This window comes from Nocardioides conyzicola, assembly GCF_039543825.1.
GTDB classification, from domain to species: Bacteria; Actinomycetota; Actinomycetes; order Propionibacteriales; family Nocardioidaceae; genus Nocardioides; species Nocardioides conyzicola.
Window position 1 is genome coordinate 1,587,307 of the sequence record NZ_BAABKM010000002.1, and the last position, 19,073, is coordinate 1,606,379.

General features: G+C 72.1%; 20 protein-coding genes. 8 read left to right on the forward strand and 12 right to left on the reverse strand.

Translation table 11 applies throughout. The annotated features are described in order from the left end of the window. The first annotated feature begins 72 nt into the window (after positions 1-72). From ABEA34_RS10780 to ABEA34_RS10790, 3 genes are all read left to right on the forward strand, one after another. The gene (locus tag ABEA34_RS10780) at positions 73-1,413 is read left to right on the forward strand and encodes a S1C family serine protease (protein WP_345521259.1); all 1,341 of its coding nucleotides are present in this window, start codon (positions 73-75) and stop codon (positions 1,411-1,413) included. A gap of 113 nt (positions 1,414-1,526) precedes the next feature. Beyond that, entirely contained in the window at positions 1,527-2,183 is a 657-nt protein-coding gene (locus ABEA34_RS10785; RefSeq protein WP_345521260.1) for a hypothetical protein, read from the forward strand. 16 nt (positions 2,184-2,199) lie between these two features. Continuing rightward, entirely contained in the window at positions 2,200-2,952 is a 753-nt protein-coding gene (locus ABEA34_RS10790) for a CPBP family intramembrane glutamic endopeptidase (RefSeq protein WP_345521261.1), read from the forward strand. Here the strand turns inward: ABEA34_RS10790 and ABEA34_RS10795 are convergent. The 4 genes from ABEA34_RS10795 to npdG all read right to left on the reverse strand — a co-directional run bounded on the left by ABEA34_RS10795 (position 2,885) and on the right by npdG (position 5,719). After that, positions 2,885-3,334 carry a PGPGW domain-containing protein gene (locus ABEA34_RS10795; protein WP_345521262.1) on the reverse strand — a complete coding sequence of 150 codons (450 nt, stop codon included), beginning with the start codon at positions 3,332-3,334 and terminating at the stop codon, positions 2,885-2,887. The two genes, ABEA34_RS10790 and ABEA34_RS10795, sit on opposite strands and share 68 nt — an antisense overlap. Before the next feature lie 31 nt (positions 3,335-3,365). Beyond that, on the reverse strand, positions 3,366-4,028 hold the full coding sequence (locus ABEA34_RS10800) for a hypothetical protein (RefSeq protein WP_345521263.1): 663 nt from the start codon (positions 4,026-4,028) through the stop codon (positions 3,366-3,368). A 222-nt stretch (positions 4,029-4,250) separates the two neighbouring features. Next, positions 4,251-5,015, reverse strand: coding sequence for a crotonase/enoyl-CoA hydratase family protein (locus tag ABEA34_RS10805; protein ID WP_345521264.1), 765 nt, complete (start codon positions 5,013-5,015; stop codon positions 4,251-4,253). Between the two features lie 26 nt (positions 5,016-5,041). Next, positions 5,042-5,719, reverse strand: coding sequence for an NADPH-dependent F420 reductase (gene npdG / locus ABEA34_RS10810; RefSeq protein ID WP_345521265.1), 678 nt, complete (start codon positions 5,717-5,719; stop codon positions 5,042-5,044). Positions 5,720-5,792: 73 nt separating this feature from the next. Between npdG and ABEA34_RS10815 the strand changes: the two genes are divergently transcribed. Continuing rightward, the gene (locus ABEA34_RS10815) at positions 5,793-7,850 is read left to right on the forward strand and encodes an MDR family MFS transporter (protein ID WP_345521266.1); all 2,058 of its coding nucleotides are present in this window, start codon (positions 5,793-5,795) and stop codon (positions 7,848-7,850) included. On the opposite strand, the gene mftF is transcribed toward ABEA34_RS10815, so the two are convergent. From mftF to mftA, 7 genes are read right to left on the reverse strand one after another with little or no spacing between them, the layout of a single operon-like run. Then, the gene (mftF, locus tag ABEA34_RS10820; RefSeq protein WP_345521267.1) at positions 7,807-9,216 is read right to left on the reverse strand and encodes a mycofactocin biosynthesis glycosyltransferase MftF; all 1,410 of its coding nucleotides are present in this window, start codon (positions 9,214-9,216) and stop codon (positions 7,807-7,809) included. The two genes, ABEA34_RS10815 and mftF, sit on opposite strands and share 44 nt — an antisense overlap. 4 nt (positions 9,217-9,220) lie before the next feature. Further along, positions 9,221-9,946, reverse strand: a complete 726-nt coding sequence (locus ABEA34_RS10825) for a mycofactocin-coupled SDR family oxidoreductase (protein ID WP_345521268.1) — start codon at positions 9,944-9,946, stop codon at positions 9,221-9,223. Next, positions 9,943-10,575 (reverse strand): mycofactocin biosynthesis peptidyl-dipeptidase MftE, encoded by a 633-nt coding sequence (gene mftE / locus ABEA34_RS10830; protein WP_345521269.1) that lies wholly within the window; start codon positions 10,573-10,575, stop codon positions 9,943-9,945. The genes ABEA34_RS10825 and mftE overlap by 4 nt, the downstream gene beginning before the upstream one ends. Then, the gene (mftD, locus tag ABEA34_RS10835) at positions 10,572-11,771 is read right to left on the reverse strand and encodes a pre-mycofactocin synthase MftD (RefSeq protein WP_345521270.1); all 1,200 of its coding nucleotides are present in this window, start codon (positions 11,769-11,771) and stop codon (positions 10,572-10,574) included. The genes mftE and mftD overlap by 4 nt, the downstream gene beginning before the upstream one ends. Before the next feature lies 1 nt (position 11,772). Further along, positions 11,773-12,966 carry a mycofactocin radical SAM maturase gene (mftC, locus tag ABEA34_RS10840; protein ID WP_345521271.1) on the reverse strand — a complete coding sequence of 398 codons (1,194 nt, stop codon included), beginning with the start codon at positions 12,964-12,966 and terminating at the stop codon, positions 11,773-11,775. After that, positions 12,963-13,244: a mycofactocin biosynthesis chaperone MftB gene (gene mftB / locus ABEA34_RS10845; RefSeq protein WP_345521272.1), complete on the reverse strand. Its 282-nt coding sequence runs from the start codon at positions 13,242-13,244 to the stop codon at positions 12,963-12,965. The genes mftC and mftB overlap by 4 nt, the downstream gene beginning before the upstream one ends. Before the next feature lie 16 nt (positions 13,245-13,260). Next, entirely contained in the window at positions 13,261-13,356 is a 96-nt protein-coding gene (mftA, locus tag ABEA34_RS10850; RefSeq protein ID WP_345521273.1) for a mycofactocin precursor MftA, read from the reverse strand. 71 nt (positions 13,357-13,427) lie between these two features. Here mftA and mftR point away from each other — a divergent pair, with 71 nt between their 5' ends. The 3 genes from mftR to ABEA34_RS10865 are packed head-to-tail and all read left to right on the forward strand — an operon-like array spanning position 13,428 to position 18,009. Continuing rightward, on the forward strand, positions 13,428-14,003 hold the full coding sequence (mftR, locus tag ABEA34_RS10855; protein ID WP_345521274.1) for a mycofactocin system transcriptional regulator: 576 nt from the start codon (positions 13,428-13,430) through the stop codon (positions 14,001-14,003). A 20-nt stretch (positions 14,004-14,023) separates the two neighbouring features. After that, positions 14,024-15,202 carry an acyl-CoA dehydrogenase family protein gene (locus ABEA34_RS10860; RefSeq protein ID WP_345521275.1) on the forward strand — a complete coding sequence of 393 codons (1,179 nt, stop codon included), beginning with the start codon at positions 14,024-14,026 and terminating at the stop codon, positions 15,200-15,202. Between the two features lie 50 nt (positions 15,203-15,252). Then, entirely contained in the window at positions 15,253-18,009 is a 2,757-nt protein-coding gene (locus ABEA34_RS10865) for an alpha-amylase family glycosyl hydrolase (RefSeq protein ID WP_345521276.1), read from the forward strand. A 249-nt stretch (positions 18,010-18,258) separates the two neighbouring features. Here the strand turns inward: ABEA34_RS10865 and ABEA34_RS10870 are convergent, their stop codons facing one another. Beyond that, positions 18,259-18,648 (reverse strand): hypothetical protein, encoded by a 390-nt coding sequence (locus tag ABEA34_RS10870; RefSeq protein WP_345521277.1) that lies wholly within the window; start codon positions 18,646-18,648, stop codon positions 18,259-18,261. 199 nt (positions 18,649-18,847) lie between these two features. Between ABEA34_RS10870 and ABEA34_RS10875 the strand changes: the two genes are divergently transcribed. Continuing rightward, positions 18,848-19,054, forward strand: a complete 207-nt coding sequence (locus tag ABEA34_RS10875; RefSeq protein WP_345521278.1) for a hypothetical protein — start codon at positions 18,848-18,850, stop codon at positions 19,052-19,054. Positions 19,055-19,073: the final 19 nt, after the last annotated feature.

Below are 19,073 nucleotides of genomic sequence, written 5' to 3' on the forward strand. Positions count from 1 at the left end.
CCGCCCGCACTCACAGCCTGCGTACAGGAAGTCCTCGGTCTATCAGCAGGATCGTCGGTTGAACTTGCGAGCATGACCGACCACGACCCGTCATCCGACGACACCACCCCGATCGGGCGCATCCAGCCCGAGACCGCGCCCCCGGCGTACGACCCCTACGGCAACCCGTACCAGGACCCGTACGCCGCCCCGTTCCAGCAGGCTGCCGCCCACCCCGCCCCGGCCACCGCCCACCGCGCCGGCTGGAGCTGGCGCTCGTCGCTCGCCGGCGCCGTCGCCGGCGGCGTCATCGCCGCGTCGATCGCCGTCCCCGTCAGCTGGGCCTTCGCCCACGACAGCGGGCAGACCACGACCGCCGACGCCCCGGCCGCCGCCCCCCAGCAGCCGCAGACCGTCCCCGGCGAGGGCTCGGGCCAGGCGCCCGACCAGGGCCAGGGTGGCGGCTTCGGCTACGGCGCCCCGGACGGCCAGCTCGGTGGCAACACCAGCACCCAGGAGGGCGACCAGACCGACGCGACCGCCGACCAGTCGCAGGGCGTCGTGCTGATCGACACCCAGACGACGGCCGGCGAGGCGGCCGGCACCGGCCTCGTCCTCGACTCCTCCGGCGTGGTCCTGACCAACTACCACGTCGTCGAGGGCTCCACGTCGGTCAAGGTCACGATCGCGACGACCGGCGACACCTACGACGCCACCGTCATCGGCCACGACCAGGCCGCCGACGTCGCGCTGCTCCAGCTCAAGGACGCCAGCGGCCTGGCGACCGTCAAGCTCGACGACGACGGCGACCCGGCCGTCTCCGACGACGTCACCGCGGTCGGCAACGCGCAGGGCCAGGGCTTCCTGTCCGCCTCGACCGGGACGGTCGTCGCGCTCGACCAGTCGATCGACACCCAGTCGGAGGGCACGGTCGAGGGCGAGCACCTCACCGGGCTGATCGAGACCAACGCGTACGTCGTGGGCGGCTACTCCGGTGGCGCGCTCCTCGACGACGAGGGCGAGGTCGTCGGGATCACCTCGGCCGCCTCCAGCGGCGGTCAGGTCCAGAGCTATGCCGTCCCGATCGACGACGCGCTCGACATCGTCCAGAAGATCGAGGACGGGACCAGCTCCGGCGACGTGCAGGTGGGCCCCTCGGCGTACCTCGGCATCGCGATCAGCCAGGACGCCGCCGCGACCACCGGCGGCGTGGTGGTCGGCCAGGTCCAGAGCGGCGGCGCCGCGGCCCAGGCCGGCATCGAGGCGGGCGCGACCATCACCGCGATCGACGGCACCACGATCACGTCGTACGACGTGCTGCGGTCGACGCTCGCGGGCTACCGGCCCGGTGACTCGGTGACGCTGCGCTGGACCGACACGTCCGGGGCCAAGCACAGCGCCCAGGTCACCCTCGGGGAGTCCCCCGTCAACTGACGCTGGTCCAGACCACGTGTCGCCCGTCACAACCTTCCGGTTCTCCCCTCGTTGCTCGTGGGTACGAGACGCTCGCCCGCCACAACGGGCCAGTGACAACGAGGGGAGAACTCATGTTCAGGCAGGTCATGAAGGGACTGCTGGCACTGTGCGTGGTGGCAGCGATGTCCTTCGCCGGTACGACGTCGGCGTCGGCCGCGAGCGACAGCGCCGCCCGGTCCGGGAGCGTGGCGAAGGCGGGCGCGCCGTGCGCCAAGCAGAAGCAGAAGGTCGCCAAGACCACGAAGAAGGCGCACCAGGCGGACAAGCGCGTGAAGAAGGCCAAGAAGGCCAAGAAGCGCGCCGACTCGGGCAAGCAGCGGCACGCCGCGAGCAAGAAGCTGAAGAAGGCCAAGAAGCAGCAGCGCAAGGCGCACCGCCAGGCCGCCAAGGCCAAGAAGGCGCTGAAGAAGTGCCGGAAGGCCCACAGCGGCGGTGGCGGCAGCGACAGCGCCACCGTCGTCCAGCAGTGCCGCGACGCCGGCCTGCCCGCCGAGGTCTGTGAGGCGGTCGGGGCCCTGCCCGACCCGACGGGTGGCGCCGGCGATGCCGACCTCGCCCAGCAGTGCGTCGACGCCGGGCTCCCGGCGGAGCTCTGCAACGCGGTGTCGCAGCTGCCGCCACCCCCGGACCCGTCGGACAACCCGCTCTGCGGCCTCGGTCTGCCGGTCCCGCTCCCGATCTGCACCGACGGGATCCCCCGCAAGGCAGCGCACGCCAGCGCCGCCTGAGCACTAGGTTCGCGTCGTGGACGCGATCCTGGCGGCGGTCGTGGTCGTCATCCTCGTGGTGGCGACCGCGGCCGCCGTCCGTGCGAAGCGGGCCGGCCACCCGCTCGGCGCCGGCATCAGAGGCGTCGGCGCCGCGCGGAGCATCGCGACCGGGCTGGGCGTCGCCGCGGCCGGGATGCTCACGACCACCGGGCTGATGGCCCTCGCCGGCGTCGCCCACATCGACGGGATCGGCTTCGACCCCGGCGTGCTCCTGCTCGGGGCGCTGGTCTTCACGCTGTCCGGGTACGGCGAGGAGCTGCTCTTCCGCGTCCTGATGCTCGGCGGGCTGGTCCGCCTGACCGGGCGGCCGTGGCTCGCGCTGACGATCATGGCTGCCGCGGTCGGTGCGTTCCACGTCGCGACCACCGACCACACGACCGTGCTCTCGGTCGTCAGCAGCACCCTCGGCGGCGTGATGTACGGCGTCGCGTTCCTCCGCACCGGCACCCTGTGGCTCGGCCTCGGCGTGCACATCGGCTGGAACTGGATCCAGGGCACGCTGCTGGGCTTCACCGTCAGCGGCACCGACGACTACAGCGGCGCGCTCCTCGACGTGCACACGACCGGTGCGGCCTGGCTCGGTGGCGGCCCCTACGGGCCGGAGGGCAGCGTGCTGTCGCTGGTGGGCCGGCTCGTGATCATCGGGCTGGTCCTGGCCGTCACGGCACCGGGTCGCCCTGCACGCGGTACTTCCGGTAGGAGTACGCCAGCAGCCCGAGGGCGATGAAGCCCGAGAGCACCAGCGTGATCCCGGTCGCCGGGCCGCCGACGAGCCACCACGAGTCGCGCACCGGCCACCAGCCGGGGGCAGCCGGGTCGACGATCCAGAGCACGCCGAACCCGAGGATCGCCAGGCCGCCGAGCGTCGAGAGCGCGACCCGCCACCAGGTCTCGACACCCTCGGCGGCGGCGCGCTTCGCCATCCGCTCGACCGGCTCGAGCCGGCGCTCGGCCCACTCGTACTGCTGGGACAGCACGACCAGGCCCGCGAAGAGCATCAGCAGCCCGGGGCCGGGCAGCACCAGCGCGGCGATGCCCGCCAGGATCAGGGTCCAGCCCACGATCTCCAGCAGGATCCGCTTCGCGTGCCGACCGCCGGGGAACCCCATGCCGGAAGCCTGCCAGACCGCGTCAAGCGCGTCAGGCGGCCAGGCTCAGGTCGTCGCGCGCGACGTCCGGGTCGATCCCGTCGGGCAGCCGCACCAGGCGGGCGTGCACGTGCGGGGGTACGGCGAGCCGCGTCAGGATCAGCACCGCCCCGCTCGTCGCGACCAGCGCGTAGATGAGGTTGGCGTCGATGTCGGCGATCAGGCCGTAGGCGCCGGCCAGCGAGGCGTCGACGATGAGCATCGCCCATCCCGAGGCCGCGATCGCCGAGACGTCGTGCGAGCGCCACGCGGTCACGGCGGCGGGCCCGACCATGAGCGCGATCGAGCAGCCCAGCGCGACGACGATCGGGGTGGAGCCGAGCACCGGCACCAGGGCCGTCAGCGTCGCGATCGTCAGCGCCCAGACGGCGGGCAGCCACATCCGGTCGCGGTTGCCGCCGCGGCGCCAGGCCAGCAGCATCGCGCCCGCCGTACCGGGCAGGGCGAGGAACGCCGGCAGGATCACCCACACCTCGTGCTCGACCACGCCGAAGACCGTCCAGGCGATGCCGCTGACCGTCGAGTTCGCGAGCGCGGCGACGCTCACGCCGGCGGCGGTGCCGCTGCGCGCGAGCTTGCGCATCTGGGGGACGGTGTAGGCGAACGCGAGGAGCGTGCCGGCCAGGCCGACGACGGTCGCGAGCGAGAGGTTCACGGGCGTGCTTTCTTCGGGAACAGACGACGGCCGCCATGTGCGAGCACGTGGCGACCGTCGGCGGAGCTGACGTGGGGATCGGTGGTCGGCGGCGTCACGCCTGCCGACCGGACAAGTCTACCGACCTTCCGGACCGTTCCCGACCAAAAGTAAGCCCCGTCAGGGTGATGTCACCCACAGATCTTCCGGCATTCATCTTTCAGGGCCGGAAGATGTCCCGTTTCAGCGGCCCTTCCAGACCGGCGGGCGCTTCTCCGCGAACGCCGTCGCGCCCTCGGTGGCGTCCTCCGACACGAAGACCGGCATCATCACCTCGCCCTGCTTGGCCCACATCTCGTCGGCGGACCAGTCGGACGAGGTGCGGGCGATCTGCTTGGTGACGGCGACGGCGAGCGGACCGTTGCCGGCGATCGCGGCGGCGAGCTCGAGCGCTCCGGCCAGCGCACCGCCCTCGGGGGTCACCCGGTTGACCAGGCCGAGCTCGGCAGCGCGGGCCGCCGTGATCGGGTCACCGGTCAGCAGCATCTCCAGCGCGATCGCCTGCGGGATCCGCCGCGGCAGCAGCATCGCCGCGCCGGCCCCCGCGACCAGGGCGCGCTTGACCTCCGGTACGCCGAGCTTGGCCGTCTCGGCGGCGACGACGAGGTCGCACGCCAGCAGCAGCTCGAACCCGCCCGCCACGGCCCAGCCCTCGACCGCGCCGATGAGGGGCTTGCGGGGCGGTCGCTCGGTGATCCCCCCGAGGCCCCGGCCCTCGATGCTCGGCACCTCGCCTCGGAGGAACGCCTTGAGGTCCATGCCGGCGCTGAAGGTCCCGCCGGCGCCGGTCAGCACGCCGACCCGGAGCTCGTCGCTCGCGTCGAGCTCGTCGACCGCTGCCGCGATCCCGGCCGCGACCGCCCCGTTGATCGCGTTCTTCGCCTCGGGCCGGTTGATCGTGATGACCTGGACCCCGTCGCGCCGCTCGACCAGTACCTCGTCTGCCATCACGTTCTCCTTCGTGGGCGTCGTGCTCAGATGTCCGTGACCCGGATGCCGGCGTGGGCCTTGTAGCGGCGGTTCACGCTGATCAGGTTGGCGGTGAGGGCCTCGACCTGGTGGGCGTTGCGGAGGCGGCCGCCGTACACGCCGCGGACCCCGGGGATGGTGCCGGCCAGGTCCTGGACCAGGTCGGTGGCCTCACGCACGTCGCCGAGGACGAGCACGTCGGTGTCGACCGAGGTGACCTCGGGGTCCTCCAGCTTGACCGCGCTGACGTTGTGGAAGGCGCCGACCACGGTCGACTCGGTGAGGATCCCCTGTGCCTGCTGCGCCGCGGAGCCCTCCTCGACCGGCAGCGCGTAGGCGCCCTGCTTGTCGAAGCCGAGCGGGTTCACGCAGTCGACGACGACCTTGCCGGCGAGGGCGGGGGCGAGCTCGGCGAGCAGCTCCGCGTGGCCGTCCCACGGCACCGCGACGACGACGATGTCGCCCGCTGCGGCCGCGCCGGCGTTGTCGGCGCCGGTGACGTCGCCACCGACCGCCTCGGCCAGGGTCGCGGCCGCCTCGGAGGCGCGCTCCGCGCTGCGGCTGCCGATCACCACGGGCACACCTGCGGCCGCGAACCGGCGGGCGAGCCCGCGGCCCTGGGGTCCGGTGCCGCCCAGCACCGCGACGGTCTTGCCGGTCAAGGAGTCGGGAACGTTGCTCATGGCGACACTCTGTCAGCCTGGCGTGCCGATCACGCGGTAGGGCAGGGTGGTGGACCTCACACCGGGAGGCACGATGACCGCCACTGCCACGTCGCCGGCTCCCGCCGCCTCGCCGACGCCCACCTTCCTCACCGGACGTGCTCGGGTGGTCGCGTTCTCGACCATCGGCCTGGGGATGCTGCTGGCGGCACTGGACGGCACGATCGTGTCGACCGCGCTGCCGACCATCGTCGGCGACCTCGGCGGCGGCAACCACGTCTCCTGGGTGGTGACGTCCTACCTGCTGGCGCAGACCGCGGTCACGGTGGTCGTCGGCAAGCTCGGCGACCAGTTCGGCCGCAAGCTGGTCTTCCAGCTGAGCGTCACCATCTTCATCATCGGCTCGGCGCTGTGCGGCCTGGCGGACGGGATGACCTGGCTGATCGCGTCGCGCGCCCTGCAGGGGATCGGCGCCGGCGGCCTGACGGTCACCGCCACCGCCCTGATCGCGGACATCATCCCGCTGCGCGAGCGCGGCAAGTTCCAGGGCGCCCTCGGCGCGGTCTTCGGCGTCGCCACCGTGATCGGCCCGCTGCTCGGCGGCCTCCTGACCGACAACGTCAGCTGGCGCTGGTGCTTCTACGTCAACGTGCCGCTCGCGCTCATCGTGATCGTGGCCGCCCGCTTCACCATCCCCAAGGTCCCCGGCGGCGCCAAGCCGCGCATCGACTACGCCGGCATGGCCACGGTCGCGCTGGGCGCCTCGATGCTGGTGCTGGCCACCAGCTTCGGCGGTACGACGTACCCGTGGGCCTCGTGGCAGATCATCGGCCTGCTGGTCGGCGGCGTCGCGGTGCTGGGCGTGTTCGTCCTGATCGAGCACCACGCCGTCGAGCCGATCCTGCCGCTGCGGCTCTTCCGGTCGAAGGTCTTCTCGGACTGCTGCGCGCTGGCCTTCGTCGTCGGCTTCACCATGCTCGGCGCGATGACCTTCCTCCCGACGTTCTTCCAGTACGTCGAGGGCGTGACCGCGACGCAGTCCGGCTTCCGGATGCTGCCGCTCGTGCTCGGCCTGCTCGCCACCGCGATCACGAGCGGCAACATCGTGAGCAAGACCGGCCGCTACAAGGTCTTCCCGGTCGTCGGCGGCCTGGTGATGGGCCTCGGGCTCTTCCTGCTCTCGACGATGGAGCCGTCGACGTCGGTGTGGCAGTCGGCGACCTACCTCTTCGTGCTCGGTATGGGCATCGGGCTGAGCATGCAGGTGCTGACGATCATCGTGCAGGCATCGGTCCCCTACGCCGACCTCGGCGTCGCGACGTCGGGTGTGACCTTCTTCCGCACCATGGGCAGCGCGTTCGGTGCCGCGATCTTCGGCACGCTCTACGCCAACTTCCTCAGCGACCGGCTCCCCACCGCGATCGCCGAGAGCCCCGGGGTCACTCCCCAGGACCTGGCCACGCCGAGCGCGCTGCACCAGCTGGAGGACAGCGTGATCGCGCCGATCGTCACCGCCTACTCCGACTCGCTGACCCAGGTGTTCCTGTGGGCGGTCCCGGTCGCCCTGGTCGCGTTCGTCCTCGCGCTCTTCCTCCCCCAGGTCCGGCTCGCCGACAGCCTGGCGCCGGAGGCCAACGACATCGGGCCCGGCTTCGGGGCCCCCGAGTCGCTACCCAACCAGGAGATCCTGTCCCGCAGGATCGCGAACCTCCTCTACGGCCGCCGCCGCGACCGGGTGCTCGACCTGCTCGAGTCCGACGAGACCGACCTCGACGCCGCCAGCATCTGGGCGATCGTGCAGGTCTACGGCCTGACCGCGTCCGGCCACCGCGCCGACGTGGCCCAGGTGGCCTGGTCGCGGCACCTGCCGGCCGCGGTCCTCGAGCCGCTCTTCCGGCAGGTCGTCGCGGCCGGGTACGCCGAGGGCAACCTCGACGACCTCACCCTGACCGCGCAGGGCCGGGCCACGATCGACCGGCTCAGCGACGACCTCAGCGCCTGGATCCTCGACAATCTGGAGGGCATGGAGGGCGAGACCCAGGAGGGGGTCGCCGAGGCGATCGCGTTCGTCGTGCAGCGCATCGTCGTCGAGCGCGTCGAGTCGCCGGTCAGGCCGCCGGCCGCGGCGCTCGCGGGCGACGCCGCCCCGTGATCCGGGGCACCAGCACCCGCGCCGAGTGAGCGCGTACGGCCCCCCACCACAGGCCCGCGCCGTACGCGAGATCGTCCAGCCGCCGCGCCACGAAGGCCTCCGGCGCGCGGCCGGCCGGGACCTCGCGGTGGTCGAGCAGGTCCCAGACCATCGCCGCCGCGACGGCACGCCGGGCCCGTCGGGAGCCGAGCGCGACGACCGCGGTCCCGGGCCACCAGTGCCGCAGCAGCAGGTGCGAGCCCTGCCGCAGCGTGGAGACGCCGACCTCCGCTGTCAGCGCGGTCGCCAGGTGACCACGGTCGGGGGTGTCCGGCAGGGTCCGCCCGAGCCGGAGACGGACCAGGGCGACGCAGCCGAGCGCCACCGGCACCGACCACCGCCGCTGGGCCAGCAGGGCGAGCGCCCCCACCGCCGGGACCGGCGACAGCACGGCCGGCGCCATCCAGTCGCCGTGCCGCTGGGCCAGCCAGGCGCCGCCGGTGCCGTAGAACGCCTTGCGACCCAGCCAGGTCGCCCAGGTGCCGCGGCTGTCGTGACCCGCGACGTACGCCGGGTCGTAGCGGACGTGCCGCCCCGACTGGATCAGCCGCCACACGAGGTCGACGTCCTCTCCGACGCGGCGGCCCTCGTCGAAGGCCCCCGCCTCGAGGTCCGCGACCCGCACCACGAGGCAGGCGCTGGGCAGCCAGCCGACCTTCGACCACGGCCGCACCAGCGCGGGCACCTCGCCGAGGTCGAGCGAGAGCCCGTCGACGTCCCACCGCTCGAAGCGGCGCGGCTCGGCGCTCCGGGACACGCCCTGCACCCGTGGCCCGACCGCCGCGACCTGCGGGTCGGCGAAGTGGCCGGCGAGCCCGCGCAGGGTCGCCGCGTCGACGACGACGTCGGAGTCGACGAACGCGACGTACGCCGTCCGCACCTCGGCGGTGCCGGCGTTGCGGGCGCCCGCGGGCCCGACGTTGTCGGCGAGCACGACAAGTTGGGCACCGTGCCGGGTCGCGACCTCCGCCACGGCGGCCGGGTCGCGGGAGGCGTCGTCCACGACGATCACCGGGAGTCCGTCCAGGCCGGCGAGGAGGCGGTCGAGGCGGTCGGACCGGTCGCGGATCGGCACCACGACGGTGAGGTCGGCGTCACCGGTCGCCGGAGGCAGCACGGGTGCCGCGAGGTTGGCCGCGAGCAGCCGCTCGGCGACGGTGCCCGTCGTCCGGTCCGCGACCTCGAGGACGTCGCCGCGGGCCAGCGCCGGGGCGGGCTCCTTCAGCCGCAGCACCCGCAGCGGCGAGCCTCCCACCAGCGTCCGGCCACCGTCGTGGACCCGGACGTCGGCACCGACCCGGACCCGGAAGCCCAGGGGCAGGGTCATGGCGTCATGGCCGGAAGCCGCCGTCGGCGTGCACGACGCTGCCGTTGAGCGCGGCCCCCTCGACCGAGCAGCAGAAGGCGATGGTGGCGGCCACCTCGCCGGGGTCGAGCACCCGGCGCAGCAGCTGGTTGTTGCTGAAGACGACGGGGTCCGAGATGCCGTAGAGGTCGGCGGTCGCGTCGAGCATCGGGGTGTTGGTGGACCCGGGCGAGACCGCCACGGCGGTGACGCCGGTGGCGACCAGGTCGGCGGCCAGGCCCTTCACCAGCCCGACGACGGCGTGCTTGGCGACGGTGTAGCCGGCGAGGTGGAAGAGCCCGTACGTGCCGGCGGCCGAGGCGACGGCGACGAACCGGCAGCCGTGCGGGTCCGGCCCGGCGAGCATGGCGGGTACGGCGACGGCGGCGGTGTTCCAGACCCCGCGGACGTCCACGTCCCAGAGCTGTTGCAGCTCCTCGTCCGGCGTCTCCCACAGCGGTCTGCCGCCGGCGATGACGGCAGCTGCGGCGACCGCGACGTCGAGCCGGCCCCAGCGCGCGAGCGCGAAGTCGACGGCGCCCTTGAGGACGTAGCGGTCGCGGACGTCGCCGACGACGTGGGCGACGGTGTCGGACTCGGGCGCCTCCTCCAGGTCGATCCCCACGACGGCGTACCCCTGCGCGGTCAGGCGCGTGACCGTGGCCGAGCCGATGCCGCCAGCAGCGCCGGTGACGAGCGCGACGCGGTTCATCCGAGTCGTCCCAGCACGTCGGCGACCATCGCATCGAGGACGCGCTCGCCCTCGGCGGCGGAGGCTCCGGCCGGGTCGCCGAGGACCCCGTTGGCGGAGACGGCGGCGATCCCGCCGGCCATCATCACGGGGAGGATGTCCCTCAACGGCTGGGTGTTGCCGGTCTCGGCGCGCTCGAGCCGCACCGACTCCGGGCGGAGGTGCAGCATCAGGGACGTCTCGGTGAAGCCGGCGTGGAGGTCGACGTCCTCCGTCGCGCAGGGCACCCACTCCAGCTCGTCGGAGGCCTTGAGCGCGGTGAGGTTGCCGCCGTGCGCGTTGACGAAGACGACGCGGGACGCCCAGGTGCGCAGCGACCGGGCCAGCTCGACGGCCAGGTGCGTCAGCGCGTCGGTCCCGACCGACGCGGTGCCGGCGAAGGACTGGTGCTCGCCGCTCGAGCCGTAGGACAGCGCGGGCGCGACCCAGGTGCCGGGCAGCTCCGCCGCGACCCTCTCGGCCACCGCGACCGCGATCGCGGTGTCGGTGTCCAGCGGCAGGTGCGGCCCGTGCTGCTCGATCGAGCCGACGGGCACCAGCACGAGGCCGGCGCCGGCGGTCTCGGGAGACGTGGCGTCGGCGAGCCTCATGACCGGTGGAAGCCCTCGGGGACCAGCAGGTGCTCGGGGGTGAGCTCGTCGACGGACGCGACGCCGAGTCCGAGGAGGGCCGAGTCGATGCCGCCGTGCAGGACGTCGAGGACGTTCTCGACGCCGGCCTGGCCGTTGGCCGCGAGGCCCCACAGGTAGGCGCGGCCGATCAGCACCGCGCGGGCACCGAGGGCGAGCGCCTTCACGACGTCGGAGCCACGGCGTACGCCGCCGTCCATCAGCACCTCGACCTGGTCGCCGACGGCGGTGGCGATCGGGTGCAGCAGGCGGATCGCCGCGGGTGTCCCATCGAGGTTGTTGCCGCCGTGGTTGGACACCGAGATCGCCGAGACCCCGGCATCCACAGCACGTTTGGCGTCATCGACGCGACCGACGCCCTTGAGCACGAACGGCGTGCCGCTGAGCTGCGCCCACTGCTCGCGCATCCAGGCGACGTCCTCCCACGACGGAGGCGGGGTCGTCATCCACTCGTAGTAGGCGCCGAAGAACGTCGGGCCCTTGTCGGCACCCGGGGGCGCCAGGTTGGGGGCGGTGAGGTCGGGGATCTGGCCGGTCTTCCCGAACTGGTAGAGCCAGCGCGGCTTGGTGGCGACCTTCGGCGCCATCCGCACCATCGTCTTGAGGTCGACCTTCTCGGGGATCTCCGGGCTGCCCCAGTCGCGCCCCATCGAGAACGACCAGTCCAGGGTGGCGATCAGGCCGATCGAACCGGCCCGGTGGGCGCGCTCCATGCGCTGGATCATCCCGTCGCGGTCGCCGGTCCAGTACATCTGGAAGAGCGTGTTGGGGCAGGCCTCTACGACCTCCTCGACCGACTTGGAGGCGAAGTTGGACAGCCCCATCAGCGTGCCGCGAGCGTTGGCCGCCCGCGCCACCGCCACCTCACCGTCGGGATGCACCGCCTGGACGCCGGTCGGGCTGATCAGCACCGGCAGCGAGACCTCCTGGCCCAGCACCGTGCGCGCCATCGACCGGTCGGCGTGGTGCCCGGCGACGTGCGGCAGCACCCCGAGCTCGGCGAACGCCGCCTGGTTGTCGCTGACGGTCTGCCCGCGCTCCGAGCCCGCCACCAGCGCGGCGTACACCGGCTGCGGCAGCCGCTTCTGCGCCCGCCGCTGAGCGACCGCGACCGACTCGAACCAGGGGTTCTGCTTCCAGGGGTTCTCGAGCTTCACCTCAACCCCCGGCCGGCACGAAGCCGGCGAGCGGGCTCTCGGCGCAGTCGCTCACCGGCGGACGCGTCATCAGCTTGAGCATCACCGGCTGGTTGCGGGTCGGGTTGGCCTTGGAGTGGTCCTGGCTCGCGGCCGGGATCATCCGGTCACCGGACGCCAGCGCCGACTCGCCGTACCCCTGCACGCACTCGGGGTCCGGGCCGTCGAGCGGCAGGCCGGTGAAGAACTTCGCCGCCATGCAGCCGCCCCGACACGTGTCGTAGAAGTCGCACTTCGCGCACGCGCCGCCGGTCTGCGGGGAGCGCAGCTCGGCGAAGAGCTCGGAGTTCTGCCAGACCTCCTTGAAGCCGCCGTCGGCGAGCAGGTTGCCGGCCAGGAAGTTGTCGTGGATCGCGAAGGGACACGCGTAGACGTCGCCGATCGGGTCGATCAGGCAGACGACGCGGCCGGCGCCGCAGAGGTTGAGGCCGGGCAGGGCCTCGCCGAACGCGGCGAGGTGGAAGAACGAGTCGCCGGTCAGCACGTTGTCGCCGGACGCCATCAGCCAGTCGTAGAGCACCTTCTGCTGCTCGGGGAGCGGGTGCAGCTCGTCCCACACGTCCGCGCCGCGACCCGACGGGCGCAGGCGGGTGAGCCGCAGCGTCGCGCCGTACCTGTCGGCGAGGGCCTTGAACTCGTCGAGCTGCCCGATGTTCTGCCGGGTGCAGACGACCGAGATCTTGGCGTCGGAGAAGCCGGCGTCCTGCAGGTTCTGCAACGCGGTGATCGCCATGTCGTAGGAGCCGGGACCGCGCACGAAGTCGTTGACCTCGGCGGTCGCGCCGTCGAGCGAGATCTGCACGTCGACGTACCCCGCGCACGCCGGGCCGGCCAGGAACGCGGCCCGCTCGGCGTCGAGCCGGACCCCGTTGGTCGAGAACTTCACACCGACCTGGTGGTTGACGGCGTACTCCAGCAGGTGCCAGAAGTCCGGGCGGATCGTCGGCTCGCCGCCGCCGATGTTGACGTAGAAGACCTGCATCCGCTGCAGCTCGTCGATGACGGCCTCGGCCTGCGCCGTCGTCAGCTCACGGGGGTCCCGCCGACCCGACGAGGAGAGGCAGTGCGCGCACTCCAGGTTGCAGGCGTAGGTGAGCTCCCAGGTCAGGCAGATGGGAGCGTCGAGACCGAGCTCGAAGTGCTCGATGAGCTTCATGCGGCTCCCTCTTCCAGCTCACGGGGTCGGATCATGTCGGCGTCGGCGAGGCCCTCGAGCGCGGCGGCGTACGCCGGGTGCTGTCCCTCCGGCACCCCCACCGCGACGAGCGTGGACCGGACGTCGGGGTGCTCGGCCAGCTGCTCCACCACGCGCACCAGCTCGGGGCGCTTGAGGAAGGTCAGCTTGCGGTTGCCGAAGTGGTAGGCCAGCGCACCGAACGGCTCGGGGCGCAGCGCCACCGACGGCGACAGCCGCCACGGCTCGTCGAGGATCATGTCGTCGGCAGCAGACTCAGTAGACGCCGCACATGCCGTCGATCGAGACCTCTTCGATGAGGTCCTCCGCGGTCACGTCCTGCTCAACGGTCTCGTTCTGGTCCGGGTTCATGGCAGCCTCCTCGGTGGATGTGGTGCGGGACACACTAATGGCACTCTGCGCCAAAAAGATAGGGTTCGCTCATGAGCAGTCGTGGCCGACCGGTTGCGACCAGTCACGCCCAGATCGAGGCGGCCGCCTTCCGGCTCTTCGCCGCGCGCGGGTTCGAGTCCGTCACGATGGCCGACATCGCCGCCGAGGTCGGCGTCGGGCGGCGCACCCTCTTCCGCTACTTCGAGTCCAAGAACGACATCCCCTGGGGACAGTTCGACCGGACCCTCGACGGCTTCCGGGCGATCCTCGCCGCGACCCCGGCGGACGCGCCGCTGGCCGAGGCCGTGCAGGGCGCGGTGCTGCGGTTCAACGAGTACCCCGCCGACGCGGAGCCGTCGCACCGCGACCGGATGCGGCTGATCCTCGAGACGCCCGCGCTCCAGGCGCACTCCGTGCTGCGGTACGCCGAGTGGCGCGGCGTCATCGCCGAGCACGTCGCCCGGCGGACCGGCCTCGGCCCGTCCGACACCCTGCCCCGCACCGTCGGCAGCGTCTCGCTGGCGCTCGCCATCTCGGCGTACGAGGGCTGGCTGGCCGACCCCGGCAGCGACCTCTCGGCCCTGCTCGAGGAGACGATGCAGAGCCTGCGGGACTACCTCGGCTGAGCCGGGGTTAGGGTCCGAAGATGCCCGCCTCCCGCCTGCTGCCCTCGGACGAAGCCGTCGACCTGATCGCGCTGGTGCGCGACCTGGCCACCCGCGAGCTGGCCCCGCTCGTGGCGACCGCCGAGCGGGACGAGGCGTTCCCGCGCGAGGTCTTCCGGATGCTCGGCCGGGCCGGCCTGCTCGGCCTGCCCTACCCGGAGGAGTACGGCGGCGGCGGGCTGCCGTACGAGGTCTACCTGCAGGTGCTCGAGGAGATCGGGTCGGTGTGGTCGAGCGTGGGGGTCGGGACCTCCGTGCACGCCCTGAGCTGCTTCGGGCTCGTCACCGCCGGCACCGAGGAGCAGAAGCAGCGCTGGCTGCCCGACATGCTGGGCGGGGAGCTGCTCGGCGCCTACTGCCTGTCCGAGCCGCACGCCGGCTCCGACCCGGCCGCGATGACCACCCGCGCCCGGCTCGACGGCGACGAGTACGTCATCACCGGCGCCAAGGCCTGGACCACGCACGGCGGACAGGCCGACTACTACAAGGTGATGGCCCGCACCGGCGACGGGCGCAACGACATCTCCTGCTTCCTGGTCCCGGGCGACAGCGACGGGCTGGTCGCGGACCCGCCCGAGCACAAGATGGGGCTCACGGGCTCGACCACGGCGACGATGCGCTTCGACGGCGTCCGCATCCCCGTCGAGCGGCGGCTCGGCGCCGAGGGCCAGGGCCTCAGGATCGCGCTCGCCGGGCTCGACGCCGGCCGGCTGGGCATCGCCGCCGTCGCCACCGGACTGGCCCAGGGAGCCCTCGACCACGCGGTCGCCTACGCGCGGAGCCGGGAGACCTTCGGCGAGCGGATCATCGACCACCAGGGCCTGAGCTTCGTGCTCGCCGACATGGAGGCCGCGATCGAGAGCGCCCGCGCGACGATGCTGCACGCCGCCCGGCTCAAGGACCAGGGCCTGCCGTACGGCCGCGAGGCCTCGGTCGCCAAGCTCGTCGCGACCGACAACGCGATGAAGGTGACCACCGACGCCGTCCAGGTGCTCGGCGGCTACGGCTACACCCGCGACTTCCCGGTCGAGCGCTACATGCGCGAGGCCAAGGTGATGCAGATCTTCGAGGGCACCAACCAGATCCAGCGGCTCGTGATCGGCCGCCATCTCGACCGCGGTGACGCGGGGCGCTTGTCCGTGGTCGGTGGCTCCGTCTAGGTTGCTGCTCTCGTCACAACGAAGTGACCTGGATCACTCGGGAGTTCCAGATGCGCCTGCTCCGTGCCCTACCTGTCGTGCTCGTCCTCGCGCTCGCGCCGCTGGTGCCCGCGGCGGCCCAGGCTGCGAAGCCGGACGGTGACTACGCCCGGCACGCCCTGCGGTCGGGCCTGACCGACCAGGACTTCTACTTCGTGATGGGCGACCGGTTCGCCAACGGCAGCACCGCCAACGACGAGGGTGGCCTCGGCAGCGACCCGCTCGTCAGCGGCTTCGACCCCACCAGCAAGGGGTTCTACAACGGGGGCGACCTCAAGGGCCTGCGCTCCAGGCTCGACTACATCCAGGGGCTCGGGACCGACGCGATCTGGCTGACCCCAATCTTCAAGAACAAGGCGGTCCAGCTCGAGGACGGCCCCTCCGCCGGCTACCACGGCTACTGGATCACCGACTTCACCAAGGTCGATCCCCACCTCGGCACCAACGCCGACCTCACCGCCCTGGTGAAGGCCGCGCACAAGAAGGGGATGAAGGTCTTCTTCGACATCATCACCAACCACACCGCTGACGTGATCGGCTACGAGGAGGGTGCGCGCACGGCGTACGTCTCCAAGGACGTCTCGCCCTACCGCACCGCAGGTGGTCAGGCGTTCGACGACCGTGACTACGCCGGAGGGTCGAGCTTCCCCGCGCTCGACCCGGCGACGTCCTTCCCCTACACGCCGGTGCTGGACCCCGCCGAGCAGGACGTCAAGGTCCCGGCCTGGCTCAACGACCCGCGGGTCTACCACAACCGGGGCAACACGACCTTCACCGGCGAGGACAGCCAGTACGGCGACTTCTTCGGGCTCGACGACCTCTTCACCGAACAGCCGCGGGTGGTCAAGGGGATGACCCAGATCTATCGGTCCTGGATCGGCGAGTTCGGGATCGACGGCTACCGCATCGACACCATGAAGCACGTCAACGACGAGTTCTGGCAGCAGTTCGGGCCGGGGATCCTCGACTACGCGCACCGGCACGGGAAGCCCGACTTCTTCATGTTCGGCGAGGTGGCGCTCGACGGGAGTGACGCCGCCGCCAAGAGCTTCACCTCGCACTACACGACCCACGACGGGATGCAGGCGATCCTGGACTTCCCGTTCCAGGACGCGGCCCGCGGGTTCGCTTCGAAGCGGCTGCCGACCCAGCGGCTGGCGGACTTCTTCGCCAACGACGACTGGTACACCGATGCCGACTCCAACGCCTACTCCCTGCCGACCTTCCTCGGCAACCACGACATGGGCCGGTTCGGCTACTTCGTCACGACCGACAACACCACCGACGGCCAGACGGCGGACGCCGCCGAGCTGCTCGCCCGCGACCGGCTCGGCCACGAGCTGATGTACCTCTCGCGCGGCAACCCGGTCGTCTACTACGGCGACGAGCAGGGCTTCACCGGCACCGGCGGCGACCAGCTGGCGCGCCAGACGATGTTCGCCAGCCAGGTCCCGGACTACCAGGACGACACCCAGATCGGCACCACGCGCACCGGCGCGGACGACAACTTCGTGACCACCCACCCGCTCTACCGGTCGATCCAGCGCCTGGCGGCGCTGACGGACCGGCACCCCGCGCTGCGCGACGGCGCCCAGCAGGTGCGGCTCGCGTCGGACCACGCAGGGCTCTTCGCGTTCTCGCGGGTCGACCGCAAGCGGCAGCGTGAGTACGTCGTCGTGCTCAACAACAGCGAGCAGCCCGCGTCCGGCAAGGTGCCGACGTACGTGCGCAACGGCGCCTTCAAGCGGCTCTACGGCACCGGGCCGGCGCGCCTGACGAGCAACCGCCAGCGCAAGCTCGCCGTCACCGTGCCCGGCCTCTCGACGACCGTGTACGTCGCGCAGGAGCGCATCCCGCGCTCCGAGCGCGCGCCGGGCATCAGCCTGCGCAAGCCGAAGCCGAGCAGCGTGTCCCGGGCCCGCATGCACGTCTCCGCCCAGGTGACGGGCGCGTCGTTCAACGAGGTGACCTTCCAGCGCCGCGTGGGGAAGGGGCCGTGGCGCGCGATCGGCACCGACGACTCCGCGCCCTACCAGGTCTTCGACGACGTCAGCACCCTGCGGCCGGGCACCGCCCTGCACTACCGCGCCGCGGTGCTCGACAACGCCGGCCACGCCCGCGGCACGTCGCCACGCGCGGCGCGGGTGCCGTCGCCGGCGATCCGGATCTCCTCGCCCGCGGGCCCGACGGTCACCGCGATCGACCCCGTGCGCCTCGAGGCCACGGTCGACCCGGAGCGGGCGACCCAGCGGGTGACGTTCCAGCGCCGCGTCGGCTCCAGTGCCTGGACGACGCTCGGCACCGACACGTCCTCGCCGGCGTACACCCTGACCGACGACGTCTCGGACCTGCCGATCGGGACCTCGGTGCGCTACCGGGCCGTGCTGCGCGAGGGATCGCTGCCGGCGGTCACCAGCGCGCCGGTGACCGTCACGACCGCCGACCCGATCCCGTTGCGCGACAGCGTGACCGTGGCCGGCAACCTGCAGTCCGAGCTCGGCTGTCCCGCCGACTGGCAGCCCGACTGCGCCGCGACGCACCTGGCGTTCGACACCTCGGACGGCCGGTGGCACCGGACCTTCACCCTCCCGGAGGGCACCTACGAGTGGAAGGTCGCGATCAACGACTCGTGGGACGAGAACTACGGGTCGGGCGGAGCGGCGGGCGGCGGCAACGTCGTCGTGACGGTGCCTCCGGGCGGAGGCGACTACGTCTTCACCTGGGACCAGGTGAGCCACGTTCCGAGCGTTGCTGCACTGCCCGGATAGAGATGGCCCGGGTGGCGCCGAGTGCGGGGCGCGGTCCTACATCAAACGGATCGTCGCGATCGGGCCGGCTGTTGTCGCCGCAACTGTCGACCGCGACGAGTCAGCGGTGCCCTGCAGACATGGTCTACCTGCAGGGAGACAACTACTGACGGCAGCGACGTCGACTCGCTGCGCATGGAGGCCAGGCCTTCGCTCGTTGCCGACGGCCTGCGCGTCCGCCTCATGCCGATCGCGAACCGCGGCGCCGCCTCACGCGCTGGATGCCTGAGCGCGTAGCTTCTCGACGCGCTGCGCGAACCGCTCCCACACCGCTTGCCGAGAGACGCCCATCGCCTTGCCGATCTCAGCCCAGGACAGCTTGCGCGACCGAGCCAGCTCGACCCACTCGACCAGGAACTCGTTGACCTCGTCCGCCGTCTGGGAGATCAGGGGGAGGTTGCTCAGGATCTCGGCATCCGACATCGCCTCCCATGGGGGCCTGGCTGCTCGCGACGTCTTGGCAGCAGACGCGAAGACCTCGTGGTAGTGGCTGACACAGCTCTCACAGATCATGGCGCCCAGACCGCCGCCGAACCGCATGCCGCGTTTGCCCTTCGTCCCACAGAAGGAGCAGTGCTTCCGCACGATGTTGTTGTCCATGAACGTCCTCTGGTCTCCGGTGCGCTGCCGGCATTCTCATCCCATCGCGGTGATCACGACTCTACTTCGGGCTCCGGGGCCGGTGGAGACAGCCGGACGGGGCCTCCGGACTCGCCGTTCTTTACCGGTCACTTGACCGGTAAAGCGAACTCCGTTACTGTACCGGTACAGCGTCATTCATCGAGCCCGAGGAGGAGCCATGACGTTCGACCCCATCGCCGCAGACCTGGCCGTCCGGGCCGCCCGCGCCACCGCCGGCAGTGCCCGTCCCGACGCCCCCGTCGTCCCCGACCGACCGGCCCGCACCCGGCCGACCCGCGCCGCCCGCAGCCGGGTCGCCGCCCGCCTGCACGGCTTCGCCCGCTGGGTCGAGCCCGCGCCGCGCCGTACCTACCTGCACGGGTGAGTCCCACCCCGGCTGGGGT